This window comes from Bacillus sp. ILBB4, from assembly GCF_035064545.1.
Lineage (GTDB): Bacteria > Bacillota > Bacilli > Bacillales > Bacillaceae_H > Priestia.
On the sequence record NZ_JAIQVD010000003.1, the window covers coordinates 178,050 to 191,111 of the forward strand.

The following is a 13,062-nucleotide window of genomic DNA, read 5'->3' on the forward strand; positions in this document are numbered from 1 at the left end:
ATAGAATTTTTTATCTTAAGATAGTATGGTTGGACAAGGGTAGTAATACAAGCGTGGAGTATTCCACACCAGGAGGCACTATTATGGAACAAGGTACAGTGAAATGGTTTAATGCAGACAAAGGCTTCGGCTTTATCGAAATTGAAGGCGGAGACGATGTATTCGTACATTTCAGCTCTATTCAAGGTGAAGGCTTTAAATCGCTAGAAGAAGGTCAAAAAGTGACGTTTGATATCGAACAAGGCCAACGTGGAGCACAAGCTGCTAACGTTCATAAAGTAGCATAATTAAAACTAAAAAAGACTCCACATAGGGGTCTTTTTGCTTTGGATTTTAATAATTTAAAAAGATTACTTAAAAAATAGGTAAAGACATTGGAGACAGAATGCTATTAAAGAAGAGTTACCTATATGTAAAATCCCGTGTCGCAAAAAAATAGAAAAAACCCCCTTATGGTTATAGAACTGTATGCTTTAGGAGTACATATACGCCTGAAGGTATCAAAAATAACTAACCTTCGCTGGATTAGCCTTGAGAGATGCACCTTATATTTCCCGATAAATAAAGTTGGAAATTTGATTATTTTTGATACGAGAGAGGATGAGGAATATGAGTATAAGCTTATTTTCTAATGGAGAAATTGTAAATATAAAAGCATCTAATGAAAGAGTAATCATCTTAAAAAGCCATTATGTAAAAAATATGAAAAGATACTCTTATACAGTGGATAAATATCCAAGTACGTTTTTCTTTGAAGAAGAATTAATGAAACATGAATAAATATTGATTTATAGTTTGGATTTTGTCTATACTGTGCTATACTGAATTTACCATTTGTATTACCGATTACTATTTTTGTATTAATAAGCCCTATTCCTCAGTGGATAGGGTTTTATTATGACATTTTCAAGGAAATGAAAAAGACAGACTCCATGGAGTCTGTCTTTTTATATTTATGATGGATTAAGCTTTTTGAACGTTAGAAGCTTGAGGGCCGCGTTGACCTTGTTCTACGTCAAATGTAACTGCTTGACCTTCGTCTAAAGATTTGAAGCCTTCGCTTTGGATTGCTGAGAAATGTACAAATACATCGTCTCCGTTTTCGCGTTCGATGAATCCAAAACCTTTTTCTGCGTTAAACCATTTTACTTTACCTTGTTCCATAATTGTTGCCTCCTAGTGTGACATGCACACATTGTGTTACTATCCTTGCCCAAATCTCCAGACGAAAGTTATTTAACTTATCAATCTTTACCGAACAAAAATAATTCTTCTTAAACTTAACAGAAATAGGGACTTATTGCAAGGATAGAGTCTGTACAGCTAGAATTTCTCTTTTATCTATGTTTGCACTATGTGAGCTAAAAAACGATACGTAAGCCTCCTTAGTTCAAATAAAGAGAATGTTTGTGGTACACTTAAATAGTAAAAAACATTTAAAAGTGAGGAATTATATGAACACAACTAAAAAACATCACAGGCCTAAGCGGCTAAAAATTGCTTTCCGAGCATTAATGGTCATTATCGGAGGAATTATTGCAGCTTACGGCTTAGAAACTGTCTTAATTCCAAACCATGTTTCAGATGGAGGGGTAACAGGCATTAGCATCGTCGCTTCAAACCTATTTGGCTTGCCACTTGGGGTTCTCATCGCCGTTATCAACATTCCTTTTGTATGGTTAGGATATCAACAAATTGGGAAAAGCTTTGCCATATTTTCCATCCTCGGAATTGTCTCATTAGCTGTCGGCACTAGCCTCATGCATCACACTCCAGCAATTATTGAAGGAGATACACTACTCGTAACCGTTGTTGGCGGTATTATCCTTGGGTTTGGAATGGGAATTGCACTTCGTAACGGCGGGGCCTTAGATGGCATCGATATGCTAGCCGTGCTGCTTTCTCGAAAACTACCGTTTGGAACAAGTGATCTTATTTTGTTCTTAAATGCATTTGTATTTATTTTCGTTTCATTAGTATTTGGTCTGCAAGGCGCGATTCTTTCTGCAATTGCATACTTTATTGCATCCAAAGTTATTCACATCGTAGAGGTAGGGCTAAGCGGATCGAAAACCTTCCAGATTATCACTTCTCAGCCTGCGTTAATGGTAGAGACAATACGTGATCGTTTAGGTCGAAGCGCTACATACAAAGAAGCTTACGGCGGTTATTCTCATGAGAAATTTAAGGAAATCACATGCGTAATCAACCGCTTGGAAGAAAGCAAAATGAAAGAAATTATCAACGAAATTGACCCGACGGCTTTTGTTACGGTATATGATGTAGCGGAAGTTAAAGGCGGTAATTTCAGAAAGAATAATATTCACTAAGTACACGAATCACTATATTTGTACAAACACTCTACAATAATCCACTTTTAGGCGGGGATGTAGAGATAAGAAAAGCAGCGTGATGTTTTACATCCGCTGCTTTTGTATGTCGTAAAATCCAATTGCTTAGCGGAGGGTTTTAAAACCGGATACGCTGAAAAAGTGAAACGGTCAGAATTAAAGTGGAGAAGGCACCTGTAGACATTAATGTAATGATTTTTCCTCGGTTTTTCTCTTCATCTAACAAATCCAACAGAAAAAATCTCTGAACATAAAAGAACAGAGATTCAACAGAATGATGGTTCTTATATAATACAAAGGATGACTTTTCCTGTCTCAGAAAGGTCATCTTTATCGTACCATCACCAAGGACTTGGCGCTGTGCGTTTTCTCACAGCGGGGGAAGAAAAAATCTGCTATTGTATAGAGGTCGGAGTAAACTTTCTTGATTATGTACGCTTCTTTCATATGTATCGAACCTGCTGATCTCAGTCAGCAGGTTTTTTTATGTTATCACTTAGTTTTCATCTTTAAGCGGAAAAGGCCGGTTAATCTTTATGGACAAATAGACTTTATACCATTTTACCTATACGTAAAATAGGTTAAAATAAAGAGGTGAGGCATGGAGAGAAAAGAGTTAAATAAGAGGTGCGTAACATTATAATCATAATTTATCTTACAGGGTTATGACGGTGATTATACTAAATGGTGAACGTTGAAAGGGGATACATAGTTTTGAACACAAAATATCTAGATTTACTTGCACAAAAGTATGATACGGAAGAAAAAGTGGTAACCGAAATTATTAACCTTGAAGCTATTCTTCATCTGCCAAAAGGGACCGAGCATTTTGTCAGCGATTTACACGGCGAGTATCAAGCCTTTCAGCACGTGCTGCGAAACGGTTCGGGGAATGTAAAAGAGAAAATTAAAGATCTTTTTAAAAACGTATTATCTGACAAAGAAATCAATGAATTTGCGACATTAGTCTATTACCCTGAAGAAAAATTACCGTTGATCAAAGCACAGTTTCGAAACAAAAAGGAACTCTATCAATGGTATACAGAAATCATTGATCGTATGCTTAATCTTATTTCGTACGCTTCTTCTAAATACACGCGTTCTAAACTGCGTAAAGCATTGCCAAATCAATTTGTGTACATTATTGAAGAACTGCTATATAAAACGGATGAATTTACAAATAAAGAGCAGTACTACACGAAGATTGTTCAGCAGATTATCTCTTTAGGACAGGCTGATAAGCTTATCGTAGGCCTTGCTTATACAACACAAAGGTTGGTTGTTGACCATCTGCACGTAGTAGGGGATATTTATGACCGTGGACCTGAACCGGATAAAATTATGGATACGCTGATTAACTATCACTCCGTTGATATTCAGTGGGGAAATCACGATGTGCTATGGCTAGGCGCTTTTGCGGGTTCGAAAGTGTGTCTTGCCAATATTATTCGTATCTGCGCAAGATACGACAATCTAGATATTATTGAAGATGTATATGGCATTAACTTGAGACCGTTGCTTAACCTGGCGGAGAAATACTATGATGATAATCCTGCTTTTAGACCAAAAGTAAGCTCGAGTGACAAACTATCCGATCACGAGCGACTACAAATTACAAAAATTCATCAAGCCATTGCGATGATTCAATTCAAGCTTGAAAGTCCGATTATAAAAAGACGTCCTTTCTTTAATATGTCGGAAAGGCTGCTGCTTGAAAAAATTGATTATGATAAAAATGAAATTACGATATACGGAAACACGTATCCGCTAGAAAACAGCTGCTTTGCAACGGTTAATCCGGCGCAGCCTGATCAGCTATTAGAAGAAGAAGAGCAGGTAATGGAAAGACTGCTGCTTTCTGTGCAGCATTCGGAAAAGCTGGCGAGACATATGAAGTTTCTTATGAAAAAAGGCAACCTTTATTTGAAATACAACGGAAACTTATTAATACACGGCTGCATTCCTTTAGATGAAGAAGGAAACATGGAAAAAATGACGATTGAAGATAAAACGTATGCAGGCCGCAACTTGCTTGATGTGTTTGAACATTATTTACAAGAGGCTTTTGCACATCCTGAAGAAACGGATGATTTGGCAACAGATATGGTCTGGTACCTATGGACAGGAGAATATTCATCACTCTTTGGGAAACGTGCAATGACCACGTTTGAAAGATATTTTATCAGTGATAAAACAACGCATAAAGAGAAGAAGAATCCGTATTATTACTTACGGGAAAATGAGGAAGTCTGCCGAAACATCCTGGAAGAATTTAATCTAAATCCTGATCATGGTCATATTATTAATGGTCATACGCCAGTCAAAGAAATTGAAGGAGAAAACCCGGTCAAAGCAAATGGAAAAATGATTGTCATTGACGGCGGTTTTTCAAAAGCGTATCAGTCCACAACAGGAATTGCTGGCTACACGTTATTATATAATTCTTACGGCATGCAGCTAGTCGCTCACAAACACTTCAATTCAAAAGAAGAGATTTTATTAGAAGGAACGGACGTCTTATCCGTAAAGCGATTGGTTGATAAAGAACTAGAAAGAAAAATGGTTTTAGAAACAAACGTCGGAGAAGAATTGTTAAAAGAAATTTCTATTTTAAAAGATTTAAGAAAATATCGCTATAGTTAAAGATAAAAAAGAGCAGTATGCCCCTGGGGCTTCTGCTCTTTTTTGTTTAGCGGTACTACACCGTCATTTCCCAGCTCGACATTTCCAGCCAGTTCTCTTGTTCACGATAATCGGGCATGATTTTCCCGACAAGACGCCAAAAGGATCGGTCGTGATTCATGTGAACCATGTGGCACATTTCATGAACGACTACGTAATCAATGACGTGCTGCGGTGCCATTGCCAGCCGCCAGTTAAAGGTTAGCTGACGCTTAGAATCACACGTGCCCCACGCTTTTTTGCTATCGGAAATCGAAATGGAGCGCGGCTTTGTTTTAAAATGTTTTTGATAGGAGGAGATACTCTTGGTTACTAACGCTTTACATTGTTGATAGTAAAAGCGTTTGAGCGCTTGTTTTATCGCTTCATCGTCGTGCTGATTGACATAAATCTGAAGCGTGTTCGCTTCAAACAATACAGAATCCTTTGTAATGGTCGAATCGTGATGAATCTGTATGGGATAGTTTTTTCCTACATACAAAAAGCGTTCTCCGTGTTCATAGACTTTTTTCTTTGGTCCATGCGTTCTATCTTTCATTTCGTTTATTTTTTGCTGAATCAATGCCCAGTTGTTCTCTAATAACATACATACTTGTTCAGTAGACGTTCCTTTAGGAGCAAGAACTTCGACCGTTCCGTATCCGTCTACTTTAATCGCAAAAGAACTTCGGTTTTTATATCGTATTTCGTAATGGATACTCTGATTTGAAAAAGTGTGTATCATTTTATCCTCTATATTGTACGGTTAAGCCTCTTAGGAATTTTCGAGCAAAATTCTCTTTGCACGGTTTGTAATTTTTGTGGCCTTTTTTTCGTAATAAAGCACCTAATTCTGCTTTAGATACGCGTATTCCACCGTCGTCGAATACTTCTAACATCTCTTCACTGGTTAGGGACAAAGCAATTTTTACTTTCTTTAATAAGACGTTGTACATATTTTGATTGCTCTGAACCGGCGCTGGCGGTGCTTGCCCTGGTTTAGGGTCTTGTTTTCCTCTTTTAAAGGTAATAAAACCGTTTAAAAAAGAATCTAACATACCGTTACTGCACGAGATGTGTTCGTCCGCATGAACTGCATCCTCGTCTTCTTCGTCCGGTGTTCTCGTAAGGATCTTTAATACGTCTTCTTTTGTTACGTCTACTCCGCCAAGATTAAAGATCTCTACCATTTCTGTATTTTTTAAATCCAAGGCATATCGTAATCTAATTAAAATATCGTTATTATCCATTCTTGCTCCTCCTATAACATGCTTGCTGTATGTAAAAATCATGACTGCCACAATCTGAACGGACTTGGTTAATATCAGTACAATTATAGTAACAGGTTCCGCTGGAATTCTAAGTTATTCCATTCATTTCTACAAACATATAACTTCTCATATTTATCAGCCTTCGTCAACTCTTGAAAAAGAACGATTTGCTCATATTATGCCCGAAGAGACTCTTTACCATAACAAAAATTAGGCGCCGCAGGCTGCTAAAGGAAGCAGAGGCAGCTTTCTTTTTTTAAGAACGTTTAGGACAATTTTTGAAGTTGGCGGATCCCTGTGTGCTGCCAGAATGATATATCTTACTAAATAAATAGTTTTACGTATTTATTAAGTATGTAATTAGGAGTATGATAGTAGTAAAAAAAGAAAGAGGTCAACAAATGAATTCAACGTACTCACCAAGAGAATCAACCAAAATCAAAGCTTTATCCATGCATGCGCTTTTTATCGCACTGACGTTTGTAGCGACAATGTTTATCAACATCAAGCTTCCAATCATGGGTAACGGAGGCCTTATCCATTTAGGCAACGTTCCTCTTTTTATAGCAGCCTTTCTTTACGGCAAAAAGACAGGAGCCATCGCCGGGGCTTTTGGAATGGGTTTATTCGACCTCATCTCCGGCTGGACAGCATGGGCGCCGTTTACGTTTATTATCGTAGGTGCAATGGGCTTTTTAGCAGGTCTTATCTCAGAAAAAGCACCTGGTAAAAGAGCACTTGTGAACACACTGGCAGTTGTTGCTGCGCTGATTGTAAAAATCGTAGGCTACTATTTTGCCGAAGTGATTCTTTACGGTAACTGGATCCTTCCGCTTGGCTCTATACCAGGAAATGTGATGCAAGTTGTTATCGCCGGTATTATCGTCGTTCCGCTTGTAGGACGCTTAAAGAACAGAGCGGTACAGATTTAATTGGTCAATCGTAAGTCGTTTTACCATTATCCTATCCTTAAGTGATATACTTGATAGATATTCATCAAGTGAAAGGAGCGGAAAACACCATGAAATATTTAAAATCACAGATGAAGCAGCTCATTAAAGACAATCAGGAACTGCAAGGTAAGCTGAACGGACTGATGAAAGAGCACAGCCTTGAAAAAAACTTTGCTCTTAAAGCTCTGTACCATGCAGAAGTAGCTGAAGGCGGGAAATATCAGCTTGCCTATCAAGCACTGGACGCACCGAGAAAGTAATGGCCTTGTTGCTCATTCGTATATTTCTTCATTATAAAAAGGCAGCCAAATCGCGTATTTGGCTGTCTTTTTTAGCAAATAGAATGACATAGAATTATTTTGGGTTTTGCACAACTTCTTTCTAACTGCTTAAATCTTGATAAATAGGGTATTGAAAAATAAATGCTAGCGATCGTTCTAATTATATAAGAAAAGAGGAAAATAGCGATGACCGTATCTGCTTTAGAACAAGCAAAAGTAGAATTATCAAATGGAGAAACAGTAAATTACCGAATGAAAAAGGGCGGAAAAGAGGTACTTTTGTTAATTCACGGAAACATGAATTCTTCCCTTAACTGGGATGTGTTAATGAACGAACTTCCAGAACATATCACAGCTTATGCGATCGACTTAAGAGGATTTGGAGACTCCACTTATCATACACCTATTCACACAATCAAAGACTTATCAGATGATGTCAAACTGTTTGCAGATGCTTTAAAGTTGTCTGCTTTTACAATAAGTGGGTGGTCATTAGGAGGAGCAGTTGCTATGCAATATGTGATTGATCATCCGAATGATGCTAAAAAATTAATTTTATTAAGCTCCGTCAATATCAAAGGCTATCCGATTCCAAGAAGAACGTTTCTAGAACTGCCTATTCCCAACAACTTTATACAAACCAAAGAAGAAGTAAAAGAAGCATTTAGAATGGTAGAAAACGCGAAAGAAACAAAAAACACATGGTTTTTAAAAATGATGCTGCGTCAATTTTTATATACAAAAAATAAGCCGTCTGCTGATCAATTTGAAAAATATTTAGAAGAAACGATCAAGCAGCGCAACTTAATTGATATCAATTACGCACTCATGAGATTTAATATTTCAAACGATTTTAATGGTGTTGTGGAAGGGACAGGAGAGGTGGGGAAAATCACGATTCCGACTATGGTTATTCAAGGAGACGAAGATAAGATGGTTTCGACAAGAGATGCATCTGACATCGCGAAAGGCATAGGGGAAAATGCGACGTTAAAAATTATGAAAGGTGTAGGTCACTGTCCGTTGTTAGATGATTTAAGCAGTTTAATGGACTTATACAACACTAATTTAAGCAGGGCTTAAAAAAGTGAGATTTTCGCTGTTAACAGAAGTTTTATTATTGCTAGATGCAGCATGTTCTAAATCCACACAAGCAAAATGAGCTGCCTGCAAAATGCTTTGAGATGAACAAAGCCTGTTACCTTCTGAGGAAGCAGACAGCTAGTAAATAAAACAATCACAAAAAACGTAAGGTCTTTTCAAAAAGGCTTACGTTTTTTTATTGAGTGGACTTATTATATTTAATGTTGTTTTTCAAAATAAAGAAACAGATTGGTAATCCATTTTGATAGCAGTATCACAGCCAGATAAAATACAAATAAATGACCGTAAGTAGCCCATTCATGCAGCTGGAAAAAGCCAATCCCTGTTAATAGCGGTTTGAAAATAAAAGCAAAAAACAAACAAAGAGCAGTTGCATATACATAGTAATTTTTATGATGGTTAATTGTCCACTGATAAAGAAGCATAAAAGAGACAGGAATAAGCGAAGCATCTAGGCTAAAGCTTACGGGTATGATTGTGTTGATTTGGTAAGGATACGTCCACAGCCCGTTATAAACTCCAGCGGTGTCAATATAGTGAAACCAAACGTGCACGTTAAATCCATAAAACCCTAAGTGAAAGGCTTTTTTTCGGTCAATTAAAAAATAGAGAATGACTAAAGGTAAAATGAAAGCGCCCAAGGTAACCCAAAACTGCCAAGAACTTGGAGTGGAGTAGTGCTGCCAATATTCAGCCCACGTTTTGGCTAGATTTTCTTGTATGCTATGTATTTTTTTAAGATATTCCTGTTGGTTTGGTGTCAATGTAATCCATCCTTTTTAAGTAAGCAAAATTTCGTTACTTTTAAAATGCCCTTTTCTTAAGTTTTGGATACCTTTTCCTATTAAGATGTTCGTAACTTTCTGAGGAGAGATTATGCTTTTGATACATTAAGTGTAAAGTATGTAGTATTTCATTCTTTTATAGGCACTCCTCGGCTTTCCGCTATGCTAAAATAGTAACTATAAAAAAGGAAAAATAAAGGAGAGTATAAATAGTCATATTTTAAACATAGTGATAGCAGTTTTGTGTATGATGGTTGGTTTAATGATCCTTTCTTTATCTCGGTCATTATCCGATGAATCAATGAAGCGGGTTCGGATTAAAGGTCTCCTTATCCCCATGTATTGGATAGCTAAAGGATGCTTTGGCGTATCGTTTGAGCGGTTTGTACGTAAATCGATGTATGTATTTGGAGTGATCTGCATGCTTACGTCGGTCTTGCTGCTCGGAGAGGCCGTTTATCAGCTCATCATTTAAAAAGCAGTTACAGCGACTGCTTTTTCCATTTTTATGAAACTTTTAGCGCAGTTTTTACGTATAAAAGGTATCAATAAAATAGTAGAGAAAAGGAGTGGTTTTTTGTCTGAAGAAAAGAAAAAGACAGATTATCTAGGAATGGGGTTAGGGATGGGCGTTGCGATGGGGGCTTCTCTCGGTATGCTTATGGATAATATTAGGTTCGGTATTGCGATTGGAACGGCAATGAACCAAAGGAATAAAAAGGAATAAAGTTTTGAAAGAAGGAGTTCAGAATGAAGTATTTTGACGAAGCAAAAGAACTATGGTTAAACTATGTCCCGAGAAATGGGCAGTCGGATATCGTAGAAGGAGAAGTCATCCGGGCCATTGAAAAGCTTCGCTGTGAAGCTCAAGGCAACGGAAATGCCAATTGGGACGGCGGATTTGAGATGCTGGTGTTATATATACTAGACGTATTGAATGATCCGGACGTATTCAGCACAGCTATGTTAGCCGAAATAAAAGCCGATGTTCACACCTTGCTCACTTCGGCAGAAGATCCGTATTTAGAAGACGACGTATACGATCGTTTGACCGACCGCGTCATTGAGTGGCATATAGCCAAAGGCGGACCTATCAAACGAGAAAAAAATCCTCAATTGTATAGATAAACGTGAGAAAGGAGCTGTTTTAAACAAGCTCTTCTTTTTTTGAGTTTCTGAAGCTTTATTTACCAACGGGTATCTAATTGCATCATGTGCTAAATAAATACATATAAAAAACAGCGGTTTACATCGCAACAGTGTAGCATAAGCTTCTTAAAAAATCGATTCATAAATGGTTAAATGTTTGCTGACCTCCATAAAAAGTTTATAACTGACGCTGTTGCAAACACGTATAGTATTATATCTTTTACTAAATAAGAGATAAAGGAGAAGCGCCGATGTATATTCCAAAGTATTTTAAAGTGAATGAGGAACAAATAATGTATGAATTTATTGAAGACAATGGATTCGCCACTTTGTTTTCGTATCATAATGAAAAGCCTTATGCTACTCATTTGCCCCTGATGTTAAACCGGAAAGAAAAAGCTTTATACGGACATTTTGCTCGTCCGAATCAGCAGTGGAAAGATGCTGAAAATCAAGAAATTTTGGTTGTGTTTCAAGGGCCTCACTGTTATATTTCACCTTCTTGGTATGAAACGAATCAAGCTGTACCAACATGGAATTATGAAGCTGTTCACGTGTATGGAACCATGAAAATGATTGAAGAACCAACAGAACTGCTTGGGCTGCTGAGAAAGATGGTGGAGAAATATGAAAGCCCGAGCAGTACATATACACTAAATGACGTTGATCCTGCTTATATGAATGGTTTAAGCAAAGGAATCATTGGGTTTAAAATCGACATCAGCAAAATGGAAGGTAAACAAAAGATAAGTCAAAATCATTCAGTCGAAAGACAGCAGTTAGTCATAGAAAAATTAGAGCAGACATCTCGTGAAAATGAAACAAAAATTGCGGAGCTGATGAAGCAAAATGTGCAGCGCGTGCTTAAGAAGTAACCGCTGTTGGAAAAGATCAACAGTTTGTTAAAGGGAAGATAAAGAGAAACTAACTATGTGTTTAGTTTCTTTTTTATGTTCACAACATTTTCTTGTTATTGACAAACAGGCTGTATATCCTTTAAAATTATCTTTAATTAAAGATAATTAAATTAAAGATAATTTTAGTGGAAGTTAAAAAATTTATATATTATGAAAAGAGGCGGAGCAGATGGAATTGTTAGGGTTGCATCATGTATCTATTTTGACGGGGAAAGCTGAGAAAAACTATCAGTTTTTCACCAAAGTTTTAGGCATGCGATTAGTAAAAAAAACGGTTAATCAAGATAACACTCAGTCTTACCACTTGTTTTATGCAGATGGAGAAGGGACGCCAGGAACGGAAGTAACGTTTTTTGATATTCCGGGGCTTGCAAGAACGCATCAAGGTGCATCTGACATTTCGACTGTTTCGCTTCGCGTTAAAAGTACGGATTCTTTACACTTTTGGAAAGAGCGCTTCGAGCAGTACGGAGTGGAATATGAAGAAATAGCTAAACGAGCTAATCGTGATACGTTAGCATTTAAAGATTATGAAGGGACACGTTTGCTTCTTGTTGCGGACAACGGTGAAAAAGGGGTAAGAGCAGGCGTGCCGTGGAAGCGCGAAGACATTCCGTTAGAACATGCGATTATCGGTTTAGGACCGGTCACGCTAACGGTGGGTACGGCAGAACCAACTGTTGACGTACTGACAAATATTATGGGATTTCGCTACGTGGGTTCTTATCCATCTCTTGCAGGAGATCATAGAGATATTTTGGTTTATGCAACAGGTGAAGGCGGAAGCGGAGCCGAAGTTCATATTGAAACGAGACCCGATTTGCCGAAAGTTCGCTTAGGGCGCGGTGGCGTTCATCACGTTGCATTCCGTGTTCCAAATGAAGAAGAATACAATAAGTGGGCAAGTCGATTAAATGACAACAGTCTGCCGAATTCCGGTAAAGTAGAACGATACTATTTTAAAGCACTTTATTTCAGAGAACCAAACGGCATTTTATTTGAATTATCAACGGACACACCTGGATTTGCGACCGATGAACCGCTTGAAACGATGGGCCAAACATTAGCGCTGCCGCCATTTTTAGAGCCTAAGCGCAAAGAAATCGAAGAGAAGCTGAGACCGCTAGATTTGGACGAAACGCTATAGAATTCTTAAGGTGCCTGCCGCCTATTAAGACATTAAAAAACTCCAGTATTAATACTGAAGTTTTTTAGGTTAACACTCATCGTGCCAGAAACCGCAACCACATGCACCAATAATAATGAGTAAAATAAACAGTACGATGATAATGGCGAAACCATTACATCCATGGTGAGAAACGCCATATCCACATTCAGGAACCACATATCCATAGTCAGGCATTGAATATCCGCAGTGTGGAATCATATGATCATAAGCAGGAGCTGTATAGCCGTGGTGAGCCATAGCAGGTGAGAACGGCATATTTTCATTAGAACTAAAAGGTGCGTTTACGTTATTATGCATTTTGATATCTTCCCTTCATTTATAAAACTTTTATAAAGCTTTGATAACTTATTCATATGTTCCAAGGTCCTCATATGAAGCTTATTCACAGCCCAATTATGGTT

The 13,062-nt window shown here is 37.7% G+C and carries 17 protein-coding genes; 12 read left to right on the forward strand and 5 right to left on the reverse strand.

The genetic code is table 11. The features are described from left to right. The first annotated feature begins 83 nt into the window (after positions 1-83). Both LAV82_RS12810 and LAV82_RS12815 read left to right on the forward strand, forming a co-directional pair. Complete coding sequence (locus LAV82_RS12810) at positions 84-287, forward strand: cold-shock protein (protein WP_013056405.1); 204 nt, start codon at positions 84-86, stop codon at positions 285-287. Between the two features lie 322 nt (positions 288-609). Continuing rightward, positions 610-780, forward strand: coding sequence for a hypothetical protein (locus LAV82_RS12815; protein ID WP_013058097.1), 171 nt, complete (start codon positions 610-612; stop codon positions 778-780). Positions 781-963: 183 nt separating this feature from the next. Here the strand turns inward: LAV82_RS12815 and LAV82_RS12820 are convergent, their stop codons facing one another. After that, positions 964-1,164 (reverse strand): cold-shock protein, encoded by a 201-nt coding sequence (locus tag LAV82_RS12820; RefSeq protein ID WP_013058096.1) that lies wholly within the window; start codon positions 1,162-1,164, stop codon positions 964-966. Positions 1,165-1,454: 290 nt separating this feature from the next. On the opposite strand from LAV82_RS12820, the gene LAV82_RS12825 reads away from it, so the two are divergent. Continuing rightward, on the forward strand, positions 1,455-2,330 hold the full coding sequence (locus tag LAV82_RS12825; RefSeq protein WP_013058095.1) for a YitT family protein: 876 nt from the start codon (positions 1,455-1,457) through the stop codon (positions 2,328-2,330). 735 nt (positions 2,331-3,065) lie between these two features. Next, entirely contained in the window at positions 3,066-4,994 is a 1,929-nt protein-coding gene (gene fbp / locus LAV82_RS12830) for a fructose-1,6-bisphosphatase (protein WP_013058093.1), read from the forward strand. 55 nt (positions 4,995-5,049) lie between these two features. Here fbp and LAV82_RS12835 read toward each other — a convergent pair whose 3' ends face one another. Continuing rightward, on the reverse strand, positions 5,050-5,757 hold the full coding sequence (locus LAV82_RS12835) for a M48 family metallopeptidase (protein ID WP_013058092.1): 708 nt from the start codon (positions 5,755-5,757) through the stop codon (positions 5,050-5,052). 1 nt (position 5,758) lies between these two features. Then, positions 5,759-6,262, reverse strand: a complete 504-nt coding sequence (locus tag LAV82_RS12840) for a YehS family protein (RefSeq protein ID WP_013058091.1) — start codon at positions 6,260-6,262, stop codon at positions 5,759-5,761. 422 nt (positions 6,263-6,684) lie between these two features. On the opposite strand from LAV82_RS12840, the gene LAV82_RS12845 reads away from it, so the two are divergent. The 3 genes from LAV82_RS12845 (at position 6,685) to phaZ (ending at position 8,600) form a co-directional block, all read left to right on the forward strand. Beyond that, on the forward strand, positions 6,685-7,215 hold the full coding sequence (locus tag LAV82_RS12845) for an ECF transporter S component (protein WP_013084107.1): 531 nt from the start codon (positions 6,685-6,687) through the stop codon (positions 7,213-7,215). Positions 7,216-7,304: 89 nt separating this feature from the next. Continuing rightward, the gene (locus LAV82_RS12850; RefSeq protein ID WP_211077724.1) at positions 7,305-7,496 is read left to right on the forward strand and encodes a hypothetical protein; all 192 of its coding nucleotides are present in this window, start codon (positions 7,305-7,307) and stop codon (positions 7,494-7,496) included. Between the two features lie 207 nt (positions 7,497-7,703). Then, on the forward strand, positions 7,704-8,600 hold the full coding sequence (gene phaZ / locus LAV82_RS12855) for an intracellular short-chain-length polyhydroxyalkanoate depolymerase (protein WP_013058088.1): 897 nt from the start codon (positions 7,704-7,706) through the stop codon (positions 8,598-8,600). A gap of 218 nt (positions 8,601-8,818) precedes the next feature. Here the strand turns inward: phaZ and LAV82_RS12860 are convergent, their stop codons facing one another. After that, entirely contained in the window at positions 8,819-9,385 is a 567-nt protein-coding gene (locus LAV82_RS12860; RefSeq protein ID WP_053487524.1) for a CBO0543 family protein, read from the reverse strand. A 268-nt stretch (positions 9,386-9,653) separates the two neighbouring features. On the opposite strand from LAV82_RS12860, the gene LAV82_RS12865 reads away from it, so the two are divergent. The 5 genes from LAV82_RS12865 to LAV82_RS12885 all read left to right on the forward strand — a co-directional run bounded on the left by LAV82_RS12865 (position 9,654) and on the right by LAV82_RS12885 (position 12,619). After that, positions 9,654-9,881: a hypothetical protein gene (locus tag LAV82_RS12865; protein ID WP_063672158.1), complete on the forward strand. Its 228-nt coding sequence runs from the start codon at positions 9,654-9,656 to the stop codon at positions 9,879-9,881. A 102-nt stretch (positions 9,882-9,983) separates the two neighbouring features. Further along, positions 9,984-10,133, forward strand: coding sequence for a glycine zipper domain-containing protein (locus tag LAV82_RS12870; protein WP_211077726.1), 150 nt, complete (start codon positions 9,984-9,986; stop codon positions 10,131-10,133). 23 nt (positions 10,134-10,156) lie between these two features. Further along, positions 10,157-10,534, forward strand: a complete 378-nt coding sequence (locus LAV82_RS12875; RefSeq protein ID WP_013058086.1) for a hypothetical protein — start codon at positions 10,157-10,159, stop codon at positions 10,532-10,534. Positions 10,535-10,806: 272 nt separating this feature from the next. After that, the gene (locus tag LAV82_RS12880; protein WP_029323155.1) at positions 10,807-11,430 is read left to right on the forward strand and encodes an FMN-binding negative transcriptional regulator; all 624 of its coding nucleotides are present in this window, start codon (positions 10,807-10,809) and stop codon (positions 11,428-11,430) included. A gap of 211 nt (positions 11,431-11,641) precedes the next feature. Then, positions 11,642-12,619, forward strand: a complete 978-nt coding sequence (locus tag LAV82_RS12885) for a ring-cleaving dioxygenase (protein ID WP_499716213.1) — start codon at positions 11,642-11,644, stop codon at positions 12,617-12,619. A 69-nt stretch (positions 12,620-12,688) separates the two neighbouring features. On the opposite strand, the gene LAV82_RS12890 is transcribed toward LAV82_RS12885, so the two are convergent. After that, positions 12,689-12,958 (reverse strand): YjcZ family sporulation protein, encoded by a 270-nt coding sequence (locus LAV82_RS12890; RefSeq protein WP_499716214.1) that lies wholly within the window; start codon positions 12,956-12,958, stop codon positions 12,689-12,691. Between the last annotated feature and the right edge of the window lie 104 nt (positions 12,959-13,062).

Bases quoted from the DNA above. Each gene is read 5' to 3' on its own strand.
- LAV82_RS12810 (WP_013056405.1), top strand. From the start codon at position 84: ATGGAACAAGGTACAGTGAAATGGTTTAATGCAGACAAAGGCTTCGGC.
- LAV82_RS12815 (WP_013058097.1), top strand. From the start codon at position 610: ATGAGTATAAGCTTATTTTCTAATGGAGAAATTGTAAATATAAAAGCA.
- LAV82_RS12820 (WP_013058096.1), bottom strand. From the start codon at position 1,164: ATGGAACAAGGTAAAGTAAAATGGTTTAACGCAGAAAAAGGTTTTGGA.
- LAV82_RS12825 (WP_013058095.1), top strand. From the start codon at position 1,455: ATGAACACAACTAAAAAACATCACAGGCCTAAGCGGCTAAAAATTGCT.
- LAV82_RS12835 (WP_013058092.1), bottom strand. From the start codon at position 5,757: ATGATACACACTTTTTCAAATCAGAGTATCCATTACGAAATACGATAT.
- LAV82_RS12840 (WP_013058091.1), bottom strand. From the start codon at position 6,262: ATGGATAATAACGATATTTTAATTAGATTACGATATGCCTTGGATTTA.
- LAV82_RS12845 (WP_013084107.1), top strand. From the start codon at position 6,685: ATGAATTCAACGTACTCACCAAGAGAATCAACCAAAATCAAAGCTTTA.
- LAV82_RS12850 (WP_211077724.1), top strand. From the start codon at position 7,305: ATGAAATATTTAAAATCACAGATGAAGCAGCTCATTAAAGACAATCAG.
- phaZ (WP_013058088.1), top strand. From the start codon at position 7,704: ATGACCGTATCTGCTTTAGAACAAGCAAAAGTAGAATTATCAAATGGA.
- LAV82_RS12865 (WP_063672158.1), top strand. From the start codon at position 9,654: ATGATGGTTGGTTTAATGATCCTTTCTTTATCTCGGTCATTATCCGAT.
- LAV82_RS12875 (WP_013058086.1), top strand. From the start codon at position 10,157: ATGAAGTATTTTGACGAAGCAAAAGAACTATGGTTAAACTATGTCCCG.
- LAV82_RS12880 (WP_029323155.1), top strand. From the start codon at position 10,807: ATGTATATTCCAAAGTATTTTAAAGTGAATGAGGAACAAATAATGTAT.
- LAV82_RS12885 (WP_499716213.1), top strand. From the start codon at position 11,642: ATGGAATTGTTAGGGTTGCATCATGTATCTATTTTGACGGGGAAAGCT.
- LAV82_RS12890 (WP_499716214.1), bottom strand. From the start codon at position 12,958: ATGCATAATAACGTAAACGCACCTTTTAGTTCTAATGAAAATATGCCG.